The sequence below is a fragment of the Sphingomonas folli genome (assembly GCF_019429525.1).
In the GTDB taxonomy this organism is placed as follows: Bacteria; Pseudomonadota; Alphaproteobacteria; order Sphingomonadales; family Sphingomonadaceae; genus Sphingomonas; species Sphingomonas folii.
This window is the reverse complement of sequence record NZ_JAHXZL010000011.1, coordinates 93,830-118,254: the sequence shown is the minus strand read 5'-3', so window position 1 is coordinate 118,254 and position 24,425 is coordinate 93,830. Positions and strand designations below refer to the sequence as shown.

At 72.1% G+C, this 24,425-nt stretch carries 16 protein-coding genes; 7 read left to right on the top strand and 9 right to left on the bottom strand.

The genetic code is table 11. From position 1 onward, the window contains the following. Positions 1-294 precede the first annotated feature (294 nt). Positions 295-2,757, top strand: a complete 2,463-nt coding sequence (locus KZ813_RS16270) for a TonB-dependent receptor (RefSeq protein ID WP_219756035.1) — start codon at positions 295-297, stop codon at positions 2,755-2,757. Between the two features lie 268 nt (positions 2,758-3,025). Beyond that, a complete protein-coding gene (locus tag KZ813_RS16265) occupies positions 3,026-4,423 on the top strand; it encodes a Gfo/Idh/MocA family protein (protein WP_219756034.1) in 1,398 nt (465 codons plus the stop codon). Between the two features lie 187 nt (positions 4,424-4,610). Here the strand turns inward: KZ813_RS16265 and KZ813_RS16260 are convergent, their stop codons facing one another. The 7 genes from KZ813_RS16260 to sppA all read right to left on the bottom strand — a co-directional run bounded on the left by KZ813_RS16260 (position 4,611) and on the right by sppA (position 13,520). Further along, positions 4,611-4,916 (bottom strand): helix-turn-helix domain-containing protein, encoded by a 306-nt coding sequence (locus KZ813_RS16260; protein WP_219756033.1) that lies wholly within the window; start codon positions 4,914-4,916, stop codon positions 4,611-4,613. A 161-nt stretch (positions 4,917-5,077) separates the two neighbouring features. Further along, positions 5,078-5,260 (bottom strand): YbdD/YjiX family protein, encoded by a 183-nt coding sequence (locus tag KZ813_RS16255; RefSeq protein WP_219756032.1) that lies wholly within the window; start codon positions 5,258-5,260, stop codon positions 5,078-5,080. Next, positions 5,257-7,311, bottom strand: coding sequence for a carbon starvation CstA family protein (locus KZ813_RS16250; RefSeq protein ID WP_219756031.1), 2,055 nt, complete (start codon positions 7,309-7,311; stop codon positions 5,257-5,259). Before KZ813_RS16250 ends, KZ813_RS16255 begins: the two co-directional genes overlap by 4 nt. Before the next feature lie 108 nt (positions 7,312-7,419). Beyond that, positions 7,420-9,753 carry a TonB-dependent receptor gene (locus tag KZ813_RS16245; protein ID WP_219756030.1) on the bottom strand — a complete coding sequence of 778 codons (2,334 nt, stop codon included), beginning with the start codon at positions 9,751-9,753 and terminating at the stop codon, positions 7,420-7,422. 548 nt (positions 9,754-10,301) lie between these two features. After that, positions 10,302-10,721 carry a DUF805 domain-containing protein gene (locus KZ813_RS16240; protein WP_219756029.1) on the bottom strand — a complete coding sequence of 140 codons (420 nt, stop codon included), beginning with the start codon at positions 10,719-10,721 and terminating at the stop codon, positions 10,302-10,304. A 340-nt stretch (positions 10,722-11,061) separates the two neighbouring features. Beyond that, positions 11,062-11,643, bottom strand: a complete 582-nt coding sequence (locus tag KZ813_RS16235) for a GNAT family N-acetyltransferase (protein ID WP_219756028.1) — start codon at positions 11,641-11,643, stop codon at positions 11,062-11,064. Beyond that, a complete protein-coding gene (gene sppA, locus KZ813_RS16230; RefSeq protein WP_219756027.1) occupies positions 11,643-13,520 on the bottom strand; it encodes a signal peptide peptidase SppA in 1,878 nt (625 codons plus the stop codon). Before sppA ends, KZ813_RS16235 begins: the two co-directional genes overlap by 1 nt. A gap of 392 nt (positions 13,521-13,912) precedes the next feature. Between sppA and KZ813_RS16225 the strand changes: the two genes are divergently transcribed. The 4 genes from KZ813_RS16225 to groL all read left to right on the top strand — a co-directional run bounded on the left by KZ813_RS16225 (position 13,913) and on the right by groL (position 20,796). Beyond that, a complete protein-coding gene (locus KZ813_RS16225) occupies positions 13,913-16,930 on the top strand; it encodes a TonB-dependent receptor domain-containing protein (RefSeq protein WP_219756026.1) in 3,018 nt (1,005 codons plus the stop codon). A gap of 284 nt (positions 16,931-17,214) precedes the next feature. Continuing rightward, positions 17,215-18,630 carry an MATE family efflux transporter gene (locus KZ813_RS16220; protein ID WP_219756025.1) on the top strand — a complete coding sequence of 472 codons (1,416 nt, stop codon included), beginning with the start codon at positions 17,215-17,217 and terminating at the stop codon, positions 18,628-18,630. A gap of 129 nt (positions 18,631-18,759) precedes the next feature. Continuing rightward, positions 18,760-19,047, top strand: a complete 288-nt coding sequence (groES, locus tag KZ813_RS16215; protein WP_085808817.1) for a co-chaperone GroES — start codon at positions 18,760-18,762, stop codon at positions 19,045-19,047. A gap of 105 nt (positions 19,048-19,152) precedes the next feature. Next, positions 19,153-20,796, top strand: coding sequence for a chaperonin GroEL (gene groL, locus KZ813_RS16210; protein ID WP_219756024.1), 1,644 nt, complete (start codon positions 19,153-19,155; stop codon positions 20,794-20,796). A gap of 232 nt (positions 20,797-21,028) precedes the next feature. On the opposite strand, the gene KZ813_RS16205 is transcribed toward groL, so the two are convergent. Further along, positions 21,029-21,844 carry an LD-carboxypeptidase gene (locus KZ813_RS16205; protein ID WP_219756023.1) on the bottom strand — a complete coding sequence of 272 codons (816 nt, stop codon included), beginning with the start codon at positions 21,842-21,844 and terminating at the stop codon, positions 21,029-21,031. Between the two features lie 52 nt (positions 21,845-21,896). On the opposite strand from KZ813_RS16205, the gene KZ813_RS16200 reads away from it, so the two are divergent. After that, the gene (locus KZ813_RS16200) at positions 21,897-23,315 is read left to right on the top strand and encodes a glutamate ligase domain-containing protein (RefSeq protein WP_219756022.1); all 1,419 of its coding nucleotides are present in this window, start codon (positions 21,897-21,899) and stop codon (positions 23,313-23,315) included. A gap of 151 nt (positions 23,316-23,466) precedes the next feature. Here the strand turns inward: KZ813_RS16200 and KZ813_RS16195 are convergent, their stop codons facing one another. Beyond that, positions 23,467-24,417, bottom strand: a complete 951-nt coding sequence (locus tag KZ813_RS16195) for a hypothetical protein (protein ID WP_219756021.1) — start codon at positions 24,415-24,417, stop codon at positions 23,467-23,469. Positions 24,418-24,425: the final 8 nt, after the last annotated feature.

Below are 24,425 nucleotides of genomic sequence, written 5' to 3'. Positions count from 1 at the left end.
GGCGATGGCGCGGATGATCGCGCCGCCGGCGCGTCTGAATCCTCGCCTGCGCGGGGATGACATTTTTTACTGCTTAGATTTGTCATTCTTCTTTTCGTCATCCCCGCGCAGGCGGGGATCCAGACGCGCTGTCTCGATAGAGGGAGCACGCCGCTCGCCGGACTGTGGCGCGAAAGCAACCCCTTCCCGGCAACGACCCAACCCCGGCCCGCCGTGTGTCGACACGAGTCCGCGCGCGACCTACATGCATGGTTAACGGCGCCATCCGAGCGCCGCGCCAGAGGGAGAAGAAACATGCGGTCCATCCACGCCACGCGGCTGCTGTCCGGCGCCGCCACCGTCGCGCTGACGCTGCTCGCGCCCGCCGCACTCGCCCAGACCGGCAGCGCGCCCGGCAGCGCGCCCGACCCCGCCCAGGACACCGCGCAGCGATCGCAGCCCGACACCGGCATCGTCGACGCCAATGCGCCGACCGGCGACGACATCATCGTCGTCGGCACCGCGGGCGGCGGCACGCGGCGGCAGGACGCCGCCTTCGCGGTGACCACGCTCAGCGACGACGCGATAGAGCGCGCCGCGCCCAACAGCACCGCCGACCTGCTCCGCACCGTCCCCGGCGTGATGGCGGAGAGCTCGGGCGGGCAGAACGGCGCGAACATCTTCGTGCGCGGCTACCCTTCGGGCGGCGACGCGCAGTTCGTCACCTTCCAGCTCGGTGGCGTGCCGATCTTCCCGCCGCCGACGCTCTCCTTCCTCGAGAACTCGCAGCTGATCCGGCTCGACGAGACGGTGCAGCGGGTCGAGGCGGTGCGCGGCGGCACCGGCTCGCTCTTCTCCAACGGCCAGCCCGGCCTCACCGTCAACGTCGTGCCGCGCACCGGCGGCAGCGAGCTCCACGGCCTCGCGAAATTCTCGTACACCGACTATGACGAGGCACGCGGCGACGCCTGGGTGTCGGGCCCGCTCGGCGAGAACACCGGCTTCATGATCGGCGGCTTCTACGCGCAGGGCAACGGCATCCGCGACCCAGGCTTCCGCGCCGAGAAGGGCGGGCAGGTCACCGCCAACATCCACCATGACTTCGAGGGCCGCGGCTCGGTCGAGGTCTATGCGCGCTACCTCAACGACCGTGGCCAGTGGCTGCTGCCGATCCCGGTGATCCAGGACGGGCGCAAGATCAGCGCCTATCCCGGCTTCGACGCGGGCACCGGCACCCTGCTGGGCCCGGAGACGCGGCTGACGCGCAACGTCCAGGGCGCCACCGTCGACCTCGAGAACGGCCGCGGCGCCGACGTGATCAACACCGGCCTCACCTTCGACTATGAGGTGGCCGACGGCCTGCGCGTGCGCGAGCGGATGAGCTATCTCGGCGGGCGCGCCGACACGGTCGGGCTCGTGCCCGACGGGCCGCCCACCGCCGCCTCGGCGATGGCGGTCGCGCTCGGCGGCGCGGGCTCGACCGTGTCGTCGCTCAGCTACGTCAACGGCGGCGGCGCGGTCGCCTCGGGCGCGGACACGCAGGTGATGCGCGCGGGCATCTGGAGCGTGCAGAAGAAGATCACCTCCTTCGTCGCCGACACCGCGCTGGAGTGGAAGGCCGGCGGCAACAAGCTGACCGGCGGCTTCTACTACGCCGACTACACCACGCGCGACCAATGGGCGCTGGGCAACCAGGTGCTGCTCACCGCCGAGCCGCGCGCGCGGCTGCTCGACCTGACGCTCAACGGCGGCCGCACCGCGACGCAGAACGGCTTCACCAGCGGCGACGGCTTCCTGGTCGACGCTTATTACAAGGGGTCGGACCTCGCCTTCTACGCGGTCGACGAGCTGCAGATCACGTCGCAGCTGCGCGTCGACGGCGGGCTGCGCTACCAGAAGCATATCGTCGACGGGAACCTGCGCACGCCGGCGGCGACCCCGGTCAACCTCGATGGCAACCCGAACACGCTCTACGACAATGCGGTCAACGTCTTCGGCGAGCGCGTCGCGCTGGATCCGTATCGCGAGGGGCGCTGGTCGTGGACCGCGGGCGCGAACTTCGACTTCACCTCGCAGGTCGGCGTGTTCGCGCGCTACAGCCGCGGCCACAGCTTCCCGCAGTTCGACAATCTGCGCGAGGGTCTCACCATCGTCGCCAAGGTCGATACCTACGAGGGTGGGCTCAAGGTCTCGATGCCGTGGCTCAACCTCTACGCCACCGTGTTCCACAATAAGTTCGACGGGCTGGCGACGACCCAGCTGGTCAACAACGTCGCGCTGAGCCAGGTCGGCGGCGCCAAGGCGACGGGCGTCGAGCTGGAGGGCGCGCTGCGGCCGTTCGCGGGCTTCAGCCTGGCCGCGGCGGGGACCTTCCTCGACGGCACCTACCAGGACTTCTTCACCGGCGGCGGCGCGATCGACAACACCGGCAACCGCGTGCAGCGCCAGCCACGCTGGATGTGGCGCGTGACGCCGTCCTACGAGCTGCCGGTCGGGAGCCTGCGCCCGTCGCTGTTCGCCACGCTGCAATATACCGGCGACCGCTTCTCCGACCCGGAGAACCAGCAGCTGCTGCCGCGCTTCTACCAGCTCGACGCGGGCGTGTCGGTCGAGGTGGCGGAGCGGATCCGGCTGCAGGTCACGGGCAACAATCTCACCAACGAGATCGGGCTGACCGAGGGCAACCCGCGGATCATCGGCTCGCAGGGGACCGGGCCGGTGCTGGCGCGCCCGATCCTCGGCCGCTCGCTGCGCTTCAGCGCCGCGCTGAGCTTCTGAGGGGAGGACGTCACTCCACGCCGCCGTCATCCCGGAACAGGTCCGGGATGACGATAGAAGGTGCTGCCTCCCTCCACGCCGACGGCCGACCCGTCGCGCCCGGTATACGGCAGCGACGCTAACGTATCGGCTTGCCCCGCTTCCCGACGTGACGCATACAATAAGATAATTGCTTTCGAATGGCGCGACTCCCGGAGCTTGGCCGGGACCGCGGCGCGAGGGCGGTGAGCGCGCAAGCCTCTGCAACGACGCACGCGAAGGAGAGACGATGACGATCAGCGAGGGGATCAGCCGCCGCACCTGGCTGGCGGGCGCGGCCGGTATGACGATGTCGGCGGCGATGCCCGGAGTCGCGCGGGCGGCACGGCGGCGGCGCAAGGGCGACAAGATCAACATCGCGGTGATCGGCGCGGGCGGCATGGGTGCCGCCAATGCCTCGCGGCTGACGGGCGAGAATATCGTCGCCGCCTGCGACGTCGATTTCGACCATGTCGCCAAGTCGCTGCTCGGTCGCGACGGCAACACCAACCCCGAGCGGGTCGCGCTGCGCGCCGCCTATGACAAGGCCGAGCATTTCAGCGACTATCGCCGGCTGTTCGACAAGCGCAAGGACATCGAGGCGGTGCTGGTCGCCACGCCCGACCACCATCACGCGGTCGCGGCCAAGATGGCGATGGAGCGCGGGCTCCACGTCTATGTCCAGAAGCCGCTGACCTACACGGTGGCGGAGAGCCGCATGCTCGCCGAGCTGGCACGCAAGAACCCCAAGCTGGTCACGCAGATGGGCAACCAGGGCCACTCGGGCGACGACGGCCGCCGCGTGGTGGAGCTGCTGCGCGGCGGCGCGATCGGCACTGTCCGCGAGGTCCACGCCTGGACCAACCGCCCGATCTGGCCGCAGGGCATCGCGCGCCCCGATCCGGTGGCCAAGCCCGCCAGCCTCGACTGGGACCTGTGGCTCGGGCCGGCCTCGGTCGACTGGGGCTACAACCCCGATTACGCGCATTTCAACTGGCGCGGCTGGACCCCGTTCGGGACCGGCGCGCTGGGCGACATGGGCGCGCACCTGCTCGACTTCCCGGTATGGGCGCTCGAGCCCGGGCTGCCGACCCGCGTCGAGACGCGCCACTCGCGCTGGGCGTCGCGCGACCAGCCGGCGCAGCCGGGCAGCTGGCCGCTGGCGGGGCTGACCTTCTTCGAGTTCGGCAACGCCAAGGGCGGCCCGGTCAAGCTCACCTGGTACGACGGCGGCCTGATGCCGCCGAGCCCGCGCGATCTGCCCGCGGAAGCGGTGATGTCGCCCGAGGGCGGCGTGCTCTACGTCGGCGACCAGGGCATGCTGATGCACGAGACCTATGGCGAGAAGCCGGTGGTGTTCGGCGCGGGCGCGGCCGAGCGCGCCGCGGCGGTGCCGCGCACGCTGCCGCGGATCGAGGGCGGGCTGCAGGGCCACGAGCGCAACTGGCTCGCGGCGATCCGCGGCGAGGCCGCGGCGTCATGCCCGTTCGCTTACGCCACCACGCTCAACGAGACGATGCTGCTCGGCATGGTCGCGCTGCGCGCGGGACGGCCGATCAGCTACGACGGCACCGCCGCGCGGATCACCGACGCGAGCGAGGCCAACGCGCTGCTCTCGCGCGACTATCGGAGCGGGTGGACGATCTGAGGCTGGGGTAGTTTCGGCGCCCCTCCGATCCTCCCCTGCAAGGGGAGGTGGCAGGCCGAAGGCCTGACGGAGGGGTGACCCGGCCGTCCATCATGTCGCTCGGCTCACCGGCGGCGACACCCCTTCGTCGCGCCACGCGCGCCACCTCCTCTCGCGGGGAAGGATCTCGTGTCGCGCGTCGCCCCCCTCACGACGCCTGCGCCGTGCCCGGCACGAGATACCACGCCCCGTCCACCAGGATCACGCGTGACGCCGCGCCGTCGTGCCCGTCCACCGCGCGCGTCGCGCCCGCCGCGGCGACGCGACGGCGCGGCACGCGCTCGGTCAGGAGGATGTCGTACGACTTGATAAGACGGTAGAGCGTCGTCCGCCCGATCCGCAGCCGCTGCGCCGCATGGGTCAGATTGTTGTCGGTGGCGAGCAGTGCCGCCAGGATCGCGTCGCGCTGTGCCGCGGCCATCGTGCCGCTGATCTGCCAGTCCGGAACACTCATTCGAGCACCTGTCACCGCACCGGAACGGCCCCGCGGGGCGCGTCTATGCCGGCCATCAGGCTAGGCCGTGCCATAGGGCAGATCAACGCGCTATTAATCACCATTTCAGCTCAAATTCAGGTCTTCGAACGGTTTAGCTCCGCCCCTGATCGTCCCCCGGCTCAGCAGCAGCGGCCGCTGCCGCCGCGATAGCGTGCCGCCTCGCGCTCGCGGAAGAATTGCGCGCGGGTCATCGGCTCGCGCGCGGGATGGTGCTCGGCGAGGTGGCGGCGATAGGCGTCATAGTCGGGCTGGCCGACCATCAGCCGCGCGGTCTGCGCCAGCCGCCGCCACAGCGCGGTCATGCCGCCGCCCCCGCGCCGGACGCGGGGATCTCGCTGACGCTCGGCCGGTCGAGCCGCCGCACCGCCAGGCAGGTGCGCACCGCGTAGAACAGGATCGCCGCCACCACCGCCAGGAACAGCGCGCACAGCGCCGCGTCGATCCGGTCGTTGAGCACGATCCGGTGCATCTCGCCGAGCGTCCTGGCGGGCTTCAGCACCTCGCCGCGCGCCGCGGCGTCGGCGAAGCGGCGCGCGTGCGCGAGGAAGCCGATCGCCGGGTCGGGGTGCGCCAGCTTCATCACGCCGGCGGTGCCCGTGCACAGCACCAGCCAGGTCGCGGGCAGCACCGTCACCGCCGCGTAGCGCGCGCGCTTCATGCGGAACAGCACCACGGTGGCGAGCAGCAGCGCCACCGCGGCCAGCATCTGGTTGGAGATGCCGAACAGCGGCCATAGCGTGTTCACCCCGCCGAGCGGGTCGGTCACGCCCTGGTAGAGGAAGAAGCCCCAGGCGCCGACGCACAGCAGCGTGGCGACGAGGCCGGGCACGAACCCGCGCGTGTCCTTGAAGCGCGGCACCGCCAGCGCGAGCAGGTCCTGCAGCATGAAGCGGCCGGCGCGCGTCCCCGCGTCCACCGCGGTGAGGATGAACAGCGCCTCGAACAGGATCGCGAAATGGTACCAGAAGGCCTTCATCGCGGGGCCGCCGATCGCGTGCGAGAAGATCTCGGCCATCGCCACCGCCAGCGTCGGCGCGCCGCCGGCGCGGCTGATGATCGTGGTCTCGCCGACCTGGCGCGCGGTCTCGGTCAGCGTCGCCGACGTGACGGGGAAGCCCATCGCGGTCACCGCCGCGGCGGCGGTGGCGGGGTCGCCCGCGGTGATCGCGGCGGGGGCGTTCATCGCGAAGTAGATGCCGGGATCGAGGATGCACGCCGCCACCAGCGCCATGATCGCGACCGCGCTCTCCATCAGCATCGCGCCATAGCCGATGAAGGCGGCGTCGCCCTCGCTCGCGATCAGCTTGGGCGTGGTGCCACTCGCGATCAGCGCGTGGAAGCCCGACACCGCGCCGCAGGCGATGGTGATGAACAGGAAGGGGAACAAGGGCCCGGCCCAGACCGGTCCGCGCCCGGTCGCGGCGAAGTCGGTGAGCGCGGGCATGCGCAGCGGCGGGGCCAGCAGCACGATGCCGATCGCCAGCGCCGCGATCGCGCCGATCTTGAGGAAGGTGGACAGATAGTCGCGCGGCGCCAGCAGCAGCCACACCGGCAGCAGCGACGCCACCGCGCCGTAGCCGATCAGCCCGACGCACAGCGCCACCGGCGTAAGCGTGAACCATGGCGCGAGGCTCGCGCTCGCCGCGACCGACTGGCCGAGCAGGATCGCCGCGACCAGCCCGACGACGCCGATCAGCGACACCTCGCCGATCGCGCCGGGCCGCAGCCAGCGCGTGTAGCCGCCCATCACCATCGCCAGCGGCACGGTGGCGACGACGGTGAACAGCCCCCAGGGGCTCTCCGCCAGCGCGCGCACCACGATCAGCGCGAGCACCGCGAGGATGATCACCATGATCATGAAGGCGCCGACCAGCGCGATCGTGCCCGGCACCGCGCCCATCTCCATCCGGATCAGCTCGCCGAGCGAGCGCCCGTCGCGCCGCATCGAGATGAACAGCACCATGAAGTCCTGCACCGCGCCGGCCAGCACCACCCCGGCGAGGATCCACAATGTCCCCGGCAGATAGCCCATCTGCGCGGCCAGCACCGGGCCGACCAGCGGGCCCGCGCCCGCGATCGCGGCGAAATGGTGACCGAACAGCACGCGCCGGTCGGTCGCGACATAGTCGAGCCCGTCGGCGCGGCGCACCGCGGGCGTGGCGCGCGCCGGGTCGACCGCGACGACGACGCGCGCGATGTAGCGCGCGTAATAGCGATAGGCGACGAGATAGACCGACACCGCGGCGGCGACGATCCACAAAGCGTTGACCGGCTCGCCGCGCACCGACGCGACCACGCCCAGGCAGGCGGCGCCCGCGAGCGCGAGCAGGATCCACGGTAGGTGCCTGGTCATCGTCGCTCGCTCCTCGCCTCTTCGTCTCCGCTATGCCCGCTGACCGGCGGCGCGATCAACGGGCATCGCCGCGCGGGCCGATCGGAGTAGGTCGATCGGAGCGTTCGATCAGAAGCGCAGCCCCAGCTCCAGCCCCAGCGTGCGGCGCTCGTTGAAGAATCCCGCGGTGCCGAGCAGGTTGGTATATTGGCGGAAGAACAGGTGCTGCTCGTCGAGCAGGTTGCGGCTCCACAGCGCCAGCTCGACCGTGGCACCCGGCGACACCGCGACGTCGGTCAGCGCGACCCGGCCGTTGACCACGACGCCCGCGGCGCCGCGCGGCTGGCGCACGCCGGGCTCGGGGTCGTAGGGATTGGCGTAGACGCCCGAGTCGGCGGCGGCGTCGACGTGCGCGCGCACCGTGCCGCCGGGCACCGCCGCCCGATAGTCGAGCGCGCCGCTGATCGCGTCGCGCGGGGTATAGACCGGGTAGATCCGCACCGGCGTCGCCACCGCCACGCCGTTGCTCTGCGGGAAGGGGTTGGTCGTCGCGGGCACGCGCAGCGCGGTGCGCGCATAGGCGGCGGTGAGCGTCAGCCCTTCGACCGGCAGCAGCGTCAGGTCGACCTCGGCGCCGCGCAGCCGCCCGCGCCCGGGCGCGTTGAAGGTCTCGGTGGTGGTGCGCGTCGTCTCGAGCAGCCGCCCGCTCGAGTCGCGCTGCAGGTAGTTGGCGGAGAAGTCGACCTGGATCGCGCTGTAGCCGCCGGTGTAGACCGCGAGGTCGAGGCGCGCGCGGCGGTCGAGCCACTCGCTCTTCGCGCCGAGCTCCCATACCGACACGCTCTCCGGGCCGAACGGCGCGTAGGTGAGCGAGCGCGAGTTGGCGCCGCCCGAGCGATAGCCGGTGCTCCACCTGGCATAGGCGTGGAGGTCGGGCCCGGCGTCGGCGGCGAGCGTCACCATCGGGTCGACCCGCGACCAATGCGCGTCGAGCTCGCGCGGCGCGACCACGCCGTCGACGCTCGGCGTCCTGTTGTTGACGACGTAGAGGCTGCCGCGCTTGCCGTCGCGCGTCCAGCGCAGCCCGCCGGTGAGGTGCAGCCAGTCCTCCGCCACCGCGGGCGACCAGGTCGCCTGGCCGAACGCGCCGAGGCTCTCGGTCGTCACGCGGCTGGCGCGGTCGACCGGCTGCGCGGCGAGCGTCAGCGGGATCACCGTCGCCGCGGTGCCTGCCTGGTTCCACCGCATCGTGTTGAACGCCTGCGCCTGGTCCGCGACGCGCTCGCGATAGTAGAGCGCGCCGGCGAGATAGTGGAGCCGCGGCGTCTCGCCGATCAGCTGCACCTCCTCGCTCCACTGGCGCTGGTCAAAGTCTGCCAGGCTGTAGCGCGCGAAGAGGCCATGGGGCTTGAACGGGGAGTTGTTGGCCGAGCCGTTGTCATATTGCGACTGGGTCAGCGCGCGCAGCGCGGCGATCGACTTGAGCTCCAGCCCCGGCGCGGCCTGCCAGTCGAGCGTGAGGCGATGGCCGTGGGTGCGGCCGACGCTGTCCTGCTGCGGCACGCCCACGCTCGCGACGCGCGCGCGCCGCGGCTCGACCGGCTGCGCCGGCGCGCGCGCCAGCGTCCCCGCCGCGACGGTCTGATAGTAGAGCGGCGAGGAGCCGTCATAGGCGATGTCGAAGGCGTAATCGGCGCTGAGCCCCTCGGCTGGGTGCCACAGCGCGGCGACGTGCCCGCCGCGGCGATCATAGAGGTCGAACGGGCGCTGACCGGTCAGCGGGTTGCGCACCAGCCCGCCGCGCGCGGTGACGAGCCCGTCGAGCTTCACCGCCACGCCCGCGAGCGCGGGCAGGTCGAGATGGACCTCGCCGCTGTAGCCGCCGACGGTGCCGACCCCCGCGGCGGCGCGCAGCCCGAGCGCGCCGCTCGGCGCGCGCGTGACGATGTTGACCGCGCCGCCCTCGGTGTTGCGCCCGAACAGCGTGCCCTGCGGGCCCTTGAGCACCTCCAGGCTGGCGACGTCGTACAGCGCGGCGCCGAGCCCCTGCGCGCGGCCGAGATAGACGCCGTCGACATAGACGCCGACGCCCTGGTCGCGCGCCGGCTGGTTGCTGTCGCCCAGCACGCCGACGCCGCGGACGTTCACGATCAGCGCCGAGTTGCGCGAGTAGAAGGGCGTGACCCGCAGCGACGGGATCGCGCCGTCGCGCAGGTCGCCGAGCGACTGGACGTGGCGGTCGCGCAGCGCGGCCGAGTCGAGCACCGAGACCGCGATCGGCGTCGCCTGCAGGTCGGTGCGCCGCCGCTGCGCGGTGACGATCACCTCTCCCAGGGTGAGTCCCGACGCGGGCGCGGACGCGGCGTCGTCCGCGGGCGGCGGCGTCTGCGCCGCGGCGGGGGCGCACAGCAGCGCGCCGGCGATCGACAGGAGGAAGGCGTCGTCACGGTAGAAGATGGTCATGGTCCACACCCCAGTTGCGGGGCGGGAGCTAGGTAGGCTCAGCGACTCACGGGTGACCGGGCGCGGCGCTTCGCCGCCCCGGGTAACCCGCTTCGGCTGCTCGGGCGGGGGGCCGACGTGATGTGCCTGACGGGCCGGGGCCCAGCCGGCACCGCGGTGGCGACCGGATCGCCGTCCCCGCCCGACCGGCGGCCTACGCGAGACCCTTGTGAAACATCAGCCTCATCCCGGAGCTGGTCCGGGATCCGCCGGGCGGCACATCCGGAACGTGTCGCTCGCGCGGGAGGGTGGATCCCGGACCAGGTCCGGGACGGCGCGGAACGGGAGGTCTACCGGGAAGCCCGTGAAGGTCCCGCTTCCGCCGCCCCGAGTCTGATCCACCTCCACCGATCCGTGCTCCGGCGAACGCCCGAGCCTAAGGCCGCAGGGGTGACGCTCGTGGCTTGGGCTCCTGCGTCCTCAGGAGCACTCCACTGGTCCACATCAGAGGGATCAGCCCCTGATGTGTCGCTCTCACCCGCACCGCGCGCGCGACGGTCACGCGCTCCTCACGCCGCGCGCAGCGGCGCGGGTTCTGTGGCGCGGGCGGGCGTACCGGCGCGCTCCCGCGGGTCGGCGCCGTAGCGGTTGGCGCCGCGCGTGCCCGGCAGCAGCAGCAGCGGGGCGGCGAGGGGCAGCAGCAGCCACCAGCCCGACCGCCCGGCATCGTGCAGCCGGCGCGCATGCACCGCGACGCAGGGCGCGGCGCCGAACAGCAGCACGAACCCCAGCGCGGCGAGCAGCACGCCCCCGCGCATCGCCGCGGGGCGCAGGTCGAGCGCGCCGAGCCAGGGCGCGGCGAGCGCGGGGGCCTGCCAGGCCAGCGCCAGCGCGGCGAGGAAGGTGAGGTCGAAGCCGGCGAGCTCGCGCCGGGTCGCACGGCCGGCGAGCTCGCCGTAGAGCCGCCACGGCCGGGTGAGATGCTCCATCGCTCGCCTCCCTCGGCGCGCCGGCGCCGTCAGGGAATCGTAGCGAGGGGGCGGTGTCGGGCGGTGAGGGCGGGCGGGTCAGTAGCCCGTTATGGCGGCAGAGCGCGCCGACGCCGGGGCGATCGCGGTCACGCGACGCCGCGCGGAAGGTTCGTTCAGGCGGAGGCGGAGGGAGGTCGAGCCGCGCCGCGGCAGCGGCATCTCCTACGATGCCCCGGGACGATGAGCGCGCCCCGCCCCGCGGGGACACCTCCGCGTCTCCGCGCCGCCGCGTGCACCCTCTTCATCGAAGCGTCGTGACCGCACCGGCGCACGCCGCTACGCTCCCACGCGCCGGCGTTCAGTCGCGTCGCACGCCGACGTCGCGGAAGGCGCGCGGCTCGACCGGCGGGATCGCCGAGTCGTTGAGCGCGCACTGCCACAGGCCGACGTCGATCCAGCGCCCCTTCTTGTAGCCGACCTCGCGATAGACCCCGGCGCGGCGGAAGCCGACCGCCTCGTGCAGCGTGATCGAGGCGTCGTTGGGCAGCGCGATCACGCCGATCGCCTGGGTGAAGCCCTGCGCGCGCAGCGTGTCGACCAGCGCCTCGTAGAGCAGCCGGCCGACGCCCTGGCGCTGGGTCGCGTCGGCGACGTAGATCGAGGTCTCGACGACGTAGCGATAGGCCGGGCGATCGCGGAAGCGCGTGGCATAAGCGTAGGCGAGCAGCCCGCGCTCGCCGCCGTCCTCGCCGCGCGAGACCGCCACCATCCAGGGATAATAGCCGTCGAACTCGGCGATCCGCTCGCGCATCGCCGCCGCGTCGGGCGCCTCGCTCTCGAACGAGACGGTGCCCTGCAGCACGTAGGGCGCGTAGACCGCGGCGATGGCGGCGGCGTCCTCGGCGGTGGCGGCGCGGATCGCGATCGGGCCGGGGGGCATCAGAGCCCCACCTTGGCGAGCACGAGCTGGAGCAACGTCCGGTCCGCCGCGCTGGCGCGCACCGGGCCGAGCCCGGCACACTCGAGGCATTGCGCGCGCACGGTCGCGCCGGTCAGCATCCGCTTGGCGTCGCCGAGCGCGACCGCGAACGCCTGCTGGCGCTGCCACGCCAGCTGGCCGACCGCGTCGGCGGGCGCGCCGGCGTCGTCGTCGTCCTCCTGGTTGGCGAGCTGCTGCGCGATCTGCGCGGCGAAGCCCGGCTTCTTGTCGAGATAGACCACCGGCGGCTTGTCCTGATCGAGCTTGGCGCGGCGCGCCGCCTCGCGCACCGCGGCGTCGAGCCCGCCGAAGCGGTCGACCAGCTTGAGCTGGTGCGCGATCCCGCCGACCCAGACGCGGCCCTGGCCGATCTCGTTGACCCGCTCGACCGGCAGCCCGCGCGACTGCGACACGCGCGTCAGGAACTTGCGATAGCCGTGCTCGATGCCCGACTGCACCACCGCGTCGAGCTGCGGCGTGGTGCCAGCGAGCAGATCGGGCTGGCCCGACAGCGGCGTGGTCTTCACCCCGTCCGCCGACAGCCCGATCTTGGCGAGCGTGTTCTCGAACGTGGGGATGATGCCGAAGATGCCGATCGAGCCAGTGATCGTGCCCGGCTCGGCGAAGATCACGTCGCCCGGGGTGGAGACCCAGTAACCGCCCGAGGCGGCGAGCCCGCCCATCGACACCACCACGGGCAGGCCGCGGCGCTTGGCCTCCATCACCGCCAGCCGGATCTTCTCCGACGCCAGCACCGACCCGCCCGGCGAGTCGACGCGCAGCACCAGCGCCTTAAGCTTGTTGTCGATCATGCCCTGGTAGAGCAGCTTCGCGATCGTGTCGCCGCCCGCGGTGCCGGGCTGCGCCTCGCCGTCGACGATCTCGCCCGCGACGGTGAGCACGCCGATCTGCCCGGTCTTGGGCAGCGGCGCGGCGTCGACATAGGGCTGGTATCTGATCGTGCGGAACCAGCCCGCGGGCTTGCCGTCGTCCCCGCCGGCGAGCTGCGCGACGCGGCGGCCGAAGGCGACTCGGTCGCCGAGCTTGTCGACCAGCCCGGTGGCGACATTGGCCTGGGCGACGTCGCCCTGCGCCTGCTGGACCAGCTGCGCCGGCTGCGCCAGCCACGGCGCCACCTGCGCCTTGGGCCGCGCGGCCGCGATCGACTCGCGCCACTGCTGGAAGAGAGTGCCGTACAGCTCCTGGCTGGCGGCGCGCGCCTCGGGGCTCTGGTCGGTGCGGGTATAAGGCTCCACCGCCGACTTGAACTTGCCGACGCGATAGACGTGCGCGTTGACCCCGATCTTGTCGAGCAGCCCCTTGTAGTAGAGCTGGCTGCCGCCCGGCCCGGCGAAGATCGTGCCGCCCATCGGGTTCATCCAGATCTCGCTCGCCGCCGAGGCGAGGCGATAGCCCGCGTCGGTGTAGGCGGTGGCATAGGCCAGCACCGGCTTGCCCGCCTTGCGCGCGCGCAGCAGCGCGTCCTGCACCTCGCCGAGCGACGCCGGATAGCCGCCGCCGAACTTGTCGAGATCGAGCACGATCGCCTTGACGCGGTCGTCGCGCCCGGCCGAGTCGATCGCGCGCAGCAGGTCGCGCAGGCGATATTGCTTGCCGATCTGCTGGCCGCTGAGCAGCGCGGTGGGCTGGATCTCCTCGGGCTGCTCGACGATCGGGCCGTCGAGCGCGAGCACCAGTGCGCCGTCCCTGATCGCGCCGGGGCGCGAGCGCGCGTTGAGCGCGGCGAACAGCAGCGCGAAGAACAGCAGCATCGCCGCGAGCACCAGCGCGTCCTTGATGCCCACCAGCAGCTTCCAGGCGCCGCGCACCAGTTTCATCGTGATTTTCCACCTTCTCGCGGGAGAGTCGCGCGGCCCCCAGCCTAGCCCGACGTGTATGAAGTGAGCAATACGGTTTGGCGGGCGGCCGCCCGGCGCGGCCCCGCCCGCGGCGCGGCGTGCCCCGGCGTACCCGGCGGAGAAGGGGTCGCTCCCGCTGACCGGACGCCGCGCGACCGCTGGGCGCTGGCCGACGCCCGCGCGCGGCGGTGGAGAATCGGCCGGGTCACTGAAAAATCTACGCCGCCGACCCGGCCGCCATCCGACCGCTCCCTATAACGAACCCGGCTGCCGCGGTCTTCTCCGACGGCGCCGTGTGCTCGCTCGCGCGGCCTCACCGTCACCGACGGCAAGCGACGCGGGCGTGTCGGCGTGAAACAGGGAAGAAGTCGATGATCCTGAGCTCTACAGCACGGTCCGCGCTGCGACGCGGGCTATCCACCGCGGCGGTGCTCGTCGCGACCGCCGCCCCGGCGCACGCGCGGCAGAACGCGCCGACGCCGGCGGACGCGACCGCGGCCGACCCGGCTGCCGCGGCCGGCCGGCCCGAGCCGCAGCGGCCCGAGATCGTCGTCACCGGCACGCTGTTCCGTGACTCCAACGTCACGCAGATCTCACCGTCCACCGTGCTGACCGCGGAGACCCTCCGGCGCGCCGACATCACCTCGGTGCAGGAGGCAGTCCGCTCGATCTCGGCCGACGGCGCGGGCTCGATCTCGACCGCCTTCAAGAGCGGCTTCTCGGCCGGCGGCGCCGCGGTGTCGCTGCGCGGCCTGGGGGTCTCGTCGACGGTGGTGCTGATCGACGGGCTGCGCTCGGCCAACTTCCCGCTCAACGACGACGGTCACAACGCCTATGTCGACCTCAACTCGATCCCGTTCAGCACGGTCGAGCGGATCGAGGTGCTCAAGGACGGCGCCTCCTCCACCTATGGCGCGGACGCGATCGGCGGCGTGGTCAACCTGATCAGCCGCAAGAACGTCCAGGGCGTCGACGGCTCGGTCCAGGGCGGCACCGCCGCGCACGGCGACGGCGCGCACTATCGCGCGACGCTGACCGCGGGCGTGGGCGACTATCACGCGCAAGGCTTGAACTTCTACGTCAACGGCGAGTATACGTACGACGGCTTCATCACCAACCACTCGCGCGGCTATCCGTATAACACGCTCGACCTGCGGCGCAGCGAGCTGCTCGATCGCAATCGCAACGACGATTCGCTGATCACGCCCAACCCGGAGGCGGTGGTCACCCGCGTCACCCAGAGCGACCTCAACAACCCGCTGGCGGGGAAGGTCGGCGCGCCGCTGACGAAGCGATACCAGCTGCTCGATCCCACGCGCTGCCCGCACGGCACCTTCACGGTGACCGATGGCGCGGCACAGGGCACCGGCTGCGAACACGACCTCATCGACGAATATGGGATCATCCAGCCGCGCCAGCAGCGCTACTCGACGACCGCGCGCCTGACCGTCCGCCTGAGCGACCACCTCGAGGCCTTCGCCTCGGGCAGCTACTCGCGGTCGGAGGTCGGCATCACCGGCGGGCCGGCGGGGATCCGCCAGACCCAGCCGTTCGGCGGCCCCGCCGCGCTGGCGTCGAGCAGCCCCGGCATCGTGCTGCCGGTCTACGTCTGCGCGGCAGGGGTGGACTGCGTCCACGCCGCCGATCGCAGGCTCAACCCCAACAACCCCTATGCCGCCACGTACGCGGACCGCCCGGGCCAGGGTGCGGCGCGAATCTATTACCTGTTCGGCGACATCCCGGCCGGCACCGACCGCTCCGTCGACGTGTACCGCGCCACCGCGGGCATCTCGGGCAAGTTCGGCGACGGCTTCAGCTTCCGCCTCAACGGCGTCTACGCGCGTGACGATCTCAGCGTGACGCAGCACGGCGCGATCCAGATCCAGGGGCTGCTGCGCGCGATCAATACGGGCGCCTATGACTTCGTCCATCCCGAGCGCAACGACGCGGCGGTGCGCGCGCAGGTCTCGCCCGATCGCACGACGCCGTCCTACTCGACCGAGGCGACGGTCGGCGGCTCGCTGATCAAGTCGGTGATGGCACTGGGCGGCGGCGACCTCAACATGGGCGCCGGTTTCCAGCTGCGCCGCGAGACGCTGCTGAACCGCAATCGGAACGCGGACCTGAGCTATTACGGGCTGAACACCTCCTCGGCGCGCGGGCAGCAGACCGTGGCGGCGGGCTTCTTCGAGATCGACGCGCCCTTCCTCGAGCAGATCGACCTCAACGTCTCCGGCCGCTACGACCATTATTCGCAGGGCTACGGCCATCTCTCGCCCAAGGTCGGGATCAAGCTCACCCCGGTCGAGGCGATCGCGCTGCGGGGCACCTACTCGCAGGGCTTCCGCGCGCCCACCTTCGCCGAGAACAATGCCTCGAGCAGCTACGCCGGCTTCGCCTCCTTCACCCCGCCGGCGAGCTTCGTCGCGGCGCATCCCGGCAACCGTGCCTATCACGGCAGCTACAGCCTGGGCAGCGGCGCCACCGGCAACCCCGCCATCCTGCCCGAGGTGTCGCGCAGCCTCACCTTCGGCACGATCCTGAAGCCGGCGCGCTGGTTCGATCTCACCGCCGACTATTACAACATCCGCAAGTCGGACCTGATCGTCACCGGACCGCGACGCGCCGAGGCGATCGCGGCCTATTACGCCCAGGCCAATGCCACCGCCGGCTGCGCCGCGCTGGCGGCGGTGGCACCGGGTCAGGGCTATAAGTGCGACGTGATCGACGCACCCGATCCCGTCAACCCGGACGCGCTGCCGCGCCTGCTCGTGTTCGACGTGCCCTATGTCAACGCCAACTATCAGGTGAGCTCGGGCATCGACGTGCAGGCCAACGCGCGGATCCCGGTCGCGAGCGGCACGCGGTTGACCGAGCGGCTCGACGTCACCCGCGTGCTTCGTCTCGACCTGGTGACGCCGACGGGCGTCGTCCAGCGATATGCGGGGACGATCGGGCCGTTCGAGCTGTCGTCGGGCAGCGGCACGCCGCGGATCCGCGGGAATTGGCAGAACGCGCTCGACGTGGGTGCCTTCTCGTTGACGACGACGACCTATTACGTGGGCCGGATCAAACAGGTCGCCGCGGACGAGATCGAGCCGGTCGGCGGCAGGATCGATCTCTCCTGCAACAGCACGCGGGCGGCGATCCCGGCGGGGAGCGACGTGCGGAAACAGTGTTTCGTACGCCCGTTCGTCTACGTCGACCTGAACGCCGCGGTGGCGGTGAACGACCGCATGCGCTTCTTCCTCAACGTGGAGAACCTCACCGACGCGCGCGCGCCGCTCGCGTCGGCGGCCTATCCCACCGCGCCGAACTATCTGATCAGCTGGCACTATGCCGGCCTGGTCGGGCGCAACTTCAGCGCCGGGGCGAGCGTGAAGTTCTGAGCGAGGGGCGGCGGGCGGCCGCTGGGCCTTGCCGCCCCGTCCTGCTGGCCCACTTTGAACTCGTCCCCGGGGTTCGCCGGGCCGCTCACTCTCGTGCCGCGGCGCCGGGCGCGGCGGTGGATGCTCAGGATGACGGCGGCGTCGGGCGAGAGGGTCGTCTGTCCTGTCCAGGATGGCGATACAGGCGTCGTTCGCTCGTCTCCGTCGCCGAGGCCCACCTGGGGCGGCCTCCCCGCGAACACCCCGCGTGCACCGCGGCGCCATCTCCGCTACGGCACGCCGCGATGCACGGCGCCGCCACCCTCCACCCGCTGACCGAGCGCGCGCCCGCCACGTGGCAGCGCGAGCTGCGCGCGCTCGCCGCGCTCGCCGGGCCGCTGGTGGGGGCCAACCTGCTCCAGATGGCGGTGTTCGCGGTCGACGTCGTGTTCGTCGCGCGGCTCGGCCCGGTCGAGTTCGCCGCCGCCACGCTGGGCGTGTTCCTGTTCAACCTGCTCGCCTTCGCGCTGGTCGGGCTGGTCGGCGCGGCCGAGCCGCTGATCGCCGCCGCGCTCGGCCGCCGCATCGGCGCGGTGCGCCAGGTGCGGCGCTCGTTCCGCATGGCGCTGTGGCTCGCCGCGGCGGGTTCGCTGGTGGTGGTGGCGCTGCTCAACCTCGCCGAGCCGATCCTGCGGCTCGCCGGGCAGGACGCCGCGGTGGCGGCGCGCGCGGGCAGCTTCTGCCGCCTGCTGTCGCTCGCCGCGCCCTTCGCGGTCGCCGCCGCGCTGATGCGGCTCACCGCCGCCGCGCTGGGGCGGCCGGGCTGGGCGCTGGTGGTGACGCTGCTCGCGCTCGGGGTCGCGGTCTCCGCCAACTGGTGCCTCGTCTTCGGCAACGCTGGCTTCCCCGCGCTCGGGCTGGAGGGCGCCGCGATCGCGAGCGTGCTCACCTCGCTCGCCACGTCGGCGAGCTACGCGGTGATCCTGTCGACCGACCGCCGGCTGCGCCGCTTCCACCTGTTCGGCAATTGGTGGCGGACGGAGTGGCCGCGCCTGGTCGAGATCGCGACGCTGGGCGCGCCGATCGCGCTCGGCTGGATGGCGGAGGGCGGGCTGTTCGGCGGCGCCGCGCTGCTGATGGGGCTGATCTCGGTCACCGCGATCGACGCGCACGCGGTGGCGCTCAACATCGCGGCGATCGCCTTCCAGATCCCGTTCGGGCTGGCGCAGGCGGCGACGATCCGCGTCGGCCTCGCCTATGGCGCCGCCGACCCGCGCTGGGTCGGGCGCGCGGGCGGCGTCGCGGTCGTGTCGGGCATCGCGGTGATGGTGGTCAGCGCCTCGGTGCTCTGGGCGGTGCCCGGGCTGCTGGTGCGGGTCTATGTCGACCCGGCGCGCGAGGTCGCGGTGGCGGCGCTCGCGGTGGAGCTGCTCGGCGTCGCCGCGGTGTTCCAGCTGGTCGACGGCGCGCAGGCGGTCGCCGCGGGGGTGCTGCGCGGGGTGCAGGACACACGCGTGCCGATGATGATCCAGGTGTTCGGCTATTGGGGGATCGGCTTCGGCATCGCGGCTCTGCTCGGCTTCACCGCGGGCTGGGGCGCGATCGGCATCTGGTGGGGGCTCGCCGCGGGGCTGGGGGTCGTCTCCGCGCTGCTGATCTGGCGCTGGTCGGCGCGCGCGCGGCTCGGCCTGTTGCCTGACCCCTCGCCACGCACGGCCTGACGCGCGGTTCCCGAAAAATCGCGCGGCCCCGGTTGACCGGCGCGGGCACGCCCCACATATGCGGGGTGCTGGCACTCGCCCCTGGGGAGTGCCAAAAATCTGTCACATGCCCTCAGAGAGGTAAGAGCAATGAACTTTCGTCCGTTGCACGACCGCGTTCTCGTCCGCCGCGTCGAGGCGGAAGAGAAGACGGCCGGCGGGATCATCATCCCCGACACCGCCAAGGAGAAGCCGCAGGAGGGCGAGGTCGTCGCCGCCGGCGCCGGTGCCAAGGCCGAGGACGGCAAGGTCACCCCGCTCGACGTCAAGGCCGGCGACCGCATCCTGTTCGGCAAATGGTCGGGCACCGAGGTCAAGGTCAACGGCGAGGACCTGTTGATCATGAAAGAATCGGACATCCTGGGGATCGTCGGCTAAGCCGACGAGCGCCAGGCCCGGCGAAGGCCGGGGCTCAGAACAAGTGTCTCGTAACTATACCCCGGCCTGCGCCGGGGTGACGAACTCTACAGAAAGGGTAGCCACATGGCAGCCAAGGACGTGAAATTCGGCCGCGACGCGCGCGAGCGCATCCTGCGCGGCGTCGACATCCTCGCCGACGCGGTCAAGGTCACGCTGGGGCCGAAGGGCCGCAACGTCGTGATCGACAAGAGCTTCGGCGCGCCGCGCATCACCAAGGACGGCGTCACCGTCGCCAAGGAGATCGAGCTCAAGGACAAGTTCGAGAACATGGGCGCGCAGATGGTGCGCGAGGTGGCCTCGAAGACCAACGACATCGCCGGCGACGGCACCACCACCGCGACCGTGCTCGCCCAGGCGATCGTGCGCGAGGGCATGAAGTCGGTGGCCGCGGGCATGAACCCGATGGACCTGAAGCGCGGCATCGACCTGGCGGTCGTCAAGGTCGTCGACGACATCAAGGCGCGCTCCAAGCCCGTCTCGGGCTCGCAGGAAGTCGCGCAGGTCGGCATCATCTCGGCCAACGGCGACCGTGAGGTCGGCGAGAAGATCGCCGAGGCGATGGAGAAGGTCGGCAAGGAAGGCGTCATCACCGTCGAGGAGGCCAAGGGTCTCGAGTTCGAGCTGGACGTCGTCGAGGGCATGCAGTTCGACCGCGGCTATCTGTCGCCGTACTTCATCACCAACCCGGAGAAGATGTCGGTCGAGCTCACCGATCCGTACATCCTGATCCACGAGAAGAAGCTGTCGAACCTGCAGGCGATGCTCCCGATCCTGGAAGCGGTCGTCCAGTCGGGTCGCCCGCTGCTGATCATCGCCGAGGATATCGAGGGCGAGGCGCTCGCCACGCTCGTGGTGAACAAGCTGCGCGGCGGCCTCAAGGTCGCGGCGGTCAAGGCGCCGGGCTTCGGCGATCGCCGCAAGGCGATGCTCGAGGACATCGCGATCCTGACCAAGGGCGAGGTGATCTCCGAGGATCTCGGCATCAAGCTCGAGAGCGTCACGCTCGGCATGCTCGGCACCGCCAAGCGCGTGTCGATCGACAAGGACAACACCACCATCGTCGACGGCGCGGGTGATGCCGAGTCGATCAAGGGCCGCACCGAGGCGATCCGCCAGCAGATCGAGGTGACCACCTCCGACTATGACCGCGAGAAGCTCCAGGAGCGCCTCGCCAAGCTGGCCGGCGGCGTCGCGGTGATCAAGGTCGGCGGCTCGACCGAGGTCGAGGTGAAGGAGCGCAAGGATCGCGTCGACGACGCGCTGCACGCGACCCGCGCCGCGGTGGAAGAGGGCATCGTCCCGGGCGGCGGCACCGCGCTGCTGTACGCGACCAAGGCGATCGAGGGGCTCACGGGCGCCAACGAGGACCAGACTCGCGGCATCGACATCGTCCGCAAGTCGCTGACCGCGCTGGTTCGCCAGATCGCCAGCAACGCCGGCCACGACGGCGCCGTGGTCTCGGGCAAGCTGCTCGACGGCAACGACACCACGATGGGCTTCAACGCCGCGACCGACACCTACGAGAATCTCGTGGCGGCCGGCGTGATCGACCCGACCAAGGTGGTGCGCACCGCGCTGCAGAACGCCGCCTCGGTGGCGGGGCTGCTGATCACCACCGAGGCGACCGTCTCGGAGCTGCCCGAGGACAAGGCCCCGGCCATGCCCGCCGGCGGCGGCATGGGCGGCATGGGCGGCATGGACTTCTAAGCCGCTGACGGTCCCGCGCCGGCGCAGGCCGGTGCGGGATCGGTCACGGTCGGTCCGCCGATCCGTCTCGCACGAGACGAGCGACACCCGGGCAGCACGCGCTGTCCGGGTGTCGTCGTATGTGGAGAGTTGGGACGTGCGGGCTTGGGCCCGCGTCACTTACTGCCGCCCCGGCGCGCGCCGGGGCGGTGCTGGTGAGATGGGCCAGCGACGCGCGCGCAGGAGGCGCCCCTCACGCCACCCCGAACGGCACCACCCGGTTCGCCTGCGTGTGCCCCACCTCGGCGCGGCCGAGATACGGCACCCCCAGCTCGCCGCACCAGCGCGTCATCATCGCGTCGAGCGACTCGCCCCATTCGGGGTCGTTCTCCTTCACCGCGGTCACCGCGCCGAGCCGCACGCCCGCCAGGCTGCGCAGCTGGGTGGCGTTGCCGAGCGTGAACAGCATGCGGTCGATCGCGTACATCGCCTCGGACACCTCCTCGACGATCAGCACGTGGTCGGCGAGGTCGGGGAGGTAGGGCGTGCCCACCAGCGCGGCGAGGATCGAGAGGTTGAACGCCGCCGCGGGCCGCCCGTCGAGCCCCGGCTCCAGCCCCGCGCGGTCGCGCCGCGCGAACCAGCCGAGCGCGCGCGCCACGGTGGCGTCGCCGTTCGTGCGGCGGATGTCGCTCGCCATCGGCCCGTGGACGGGCTGGCCGATCCGCCGCGCGTAGAGCGCGCCGAGCAGGAAGCCGACGTCGGAATAGCCGAGGTAGGTCTTGCGCCCCGCCGCCTCGCCGAGCCGCGGCATGATCGTCGCGAGCAGCCGGTTCGAGCCATAGCCGCCGCGCAGGAACCAGATGCCGTCGAACGCGGGGTCGTTGGCGTAGTCGAGGAAGGCCGCCGCGCGCACCGCGTCCGAGCCGGCGAAATGCCCGTCCTGCGCGTAGCATTGCGGGTGGAAGACGAGGTCGATCTCGGGGAAGGCGAGCGCGGCGAAGGCCGACACCGGCGCGATCACGTCCGGGTTGGCGACGCTGCTCGCCGCCAGCACTCCGATCCGCATCGCGCACACTCCCGCTTGCCACCCGCCCGGTGAAGGCGGATAGCCCGGCGCCATGCATGACGGCAACGTGGCGGACCAGCGTTTCTTCCTGGTGGGTATCGGCGGATCGGGGATGATGCCGCTGGCGATGATCCTGCGCGGCCGCGGCGCGACCGTCGCCGGCAGCGACCGCGGGCTCGACCAGGGCCGCGTGCCCGCCAAGTTCGACTCGCTGCGCGCGCTCGGCATCGATCTCTTCCCACAGGACGGCAGCGGCGTCACCGCGCCCGACCAGGTCGTAGTCGCCTCCGCCGCGGTGGAGGCGACGGTGGCGGACATGGTCGCGGCGTCGCGGCTCGGCTGCCGGCTTCTGTCGCGCGCCGAGCTCAACGCGCGGCTGTTCAACGCCAGCGCGCTGCCGATCGGCGTCGCGGGGACGAGCGGCAAATCGACCGTCACCGGCATGATCGCCGCGATCCTGGGCGCCGCCGGGCGCGACCCGACGGTGATGAACGGCGCGGTGATGAAGCATGTCGCGCGCGCCGACTGGCCCTTCGCCAGCGCGTTGGTGGGGCAGGGCGACGCCTATGTCAGCGAGGTCGACGAGAGCGACGGCTCGATCGCGCTCTACGCCCCGCAGGTGGCGGTGCTCAACAACGTCAGCCTCGACCACAAGTCGCTCGACGAGCTCAACGCGCTGTTCGGCGACTTCCTCGGCAAGGCGCGCGGCGCGGTGGTCAACGCCGACAACGCCGACGCCGCGACGCTGGCGCTGCGGCTGCCGCCCGCGCGGGTGACGCGCTTCTCGCTGCGCGACGCGGGGGCGGACCTGTACGCCGACGGGATCGAGGAGGCGCCCTTCGCGGTCCGCTTCGCGCTCCACCATCGCGGCGCGACCCGCGCGGTGGCGCTGCAGGTGCCGGGGCGGCACAATGTCGCCAACGCGCTCGCCGCGATCGGCGCAGCGCTGGCGGCGGGGGTGACGCTCGACGCGGCGGTGGCGGGGGTCGAGACCTTCGCTGGCCTGCGCCGCCGCTTCGACCTGGTCGGCAGCGCCGCGGGCGTGACGGTGATCGACGATTTCGGGCACAACCCCGACAAGATCGCGGCGACGCTCGACACGCTCCACGCGTTTCCCGGGCGGCTGATCGTGCTGTTCCAGCCGCACGGCTACGGCCCGCTGAAGGTGATGCGCGCCGAGCTGGCGGCGATGTTCGCGGGCCGGCTGGCGGCGGACGACCTGCTGGTGCTGCCCGACCCGGTCTACCAGGGCGGCACGGTGACGCGCGAGGTGACCAGCGCCGACGTGGTGCGCGACGTGGGCGTGGCGGGGCGGCAGGCGCTGCACGTGCCGGACCGCGCGGCGGCGGCGGCGCACTGCGTCGCGGTGGCGAGGCCCGGCGACCGGATCGTGGTGATGGGCGCGCGCGACGACACGCTGTCGCTGCTCGCCGCCGAGATGGTGGCGATGCTGGCGGGGAGAGAGCCCTAACTCCTCCCCGCATGGCGGGGAGGGGGACCGGTCGCCGCAGGCGAGTGGTGGAGGGGGTTCCCCGCGCGCCGCGGCGCCTGTGGAAGCCCCCCTCCACCACCGCGCTGACGCGCGGCGGTCCCCCTCCCCGTGCCGGGGAGGATGTAGCCCCTCACACCAGCGCCGCCGCCTCCACCGCGCGCGCGGCCGCCATGTCGCCCGCGCTCGCCTCCGCCTGCGCCAGCTCGGCCGCGAGCTCGCGCTCCAGTGCGGCGCGACGCGCCACCCGCGCCGCATTGTCGAACGCCTGCGCCGGGTTCTTCGAGTAGGTCGCGAACAGCTCCCCCGCCGCCACCCGCTCCAGCCAGTCGCCCGCCAGCGGCAGTCCGAGCTGCCGCGCCGCCGCCTTCAGCACCTCGGCCGGCGCGGCGAAGAAGCGCTCGGCGTCGAGCGAGCGCGCGGTCGGCCACGCGCCCAGTGCCGCGGCGAAGCGCGCCATCTGCGCCGACCACAGCCGCGCCGCGCGCACCGCGTCTGGCTGGCCGCCCAGGTCGCCGAGATGCGACGCGAGGTCGGTCGTCACGCGGCGTAGCCAGGCGCGGTGCGAGTCGCTGCGCAGGATCGCGAGCGCATAGTCGCGCAGCGGCAGGTAGAGCAGGATCGCGCGCGCGTCCGGCTGCGCCGCCGCCAGCGCGGGCAGCAGGAAATTGACCGGCACGTTCGCCTTGACCAGCGTCGGCGCGTCGTCGCGGTAGCGCCGCCCCAGCATCGCGCCGACCAGCGCCAGCCGCGCGGCGTCGGGCGCGAGCGCGGTCTGGCGCAGCGCCTGCGGCTCGCGCAGCACCAGCCCGCCGTCGAGCGAGTCGAGCGCGCGCGCCAGCAGCGTCGACCCGCAATGCGCGACGTGGAAGATCCAGGCGGTCGCGCGCGCCGCCGGGGGATCGCGCAGCATCGCGACGGGCAGCCGCATCTCGCGCGGTGCGGCGGGGGTGATCCGCGCGTCGAGGAAGATCGAGCGGTGATAGGCGGCGCGGTCCATCGGCACGAACACCGCCGCGTCCTGCTCGAAGCGCTGGAGATAATGGTCGGGCGAGGCGTACAGGTCGGCGAGCGTCAGGGCCATGGCGCGCT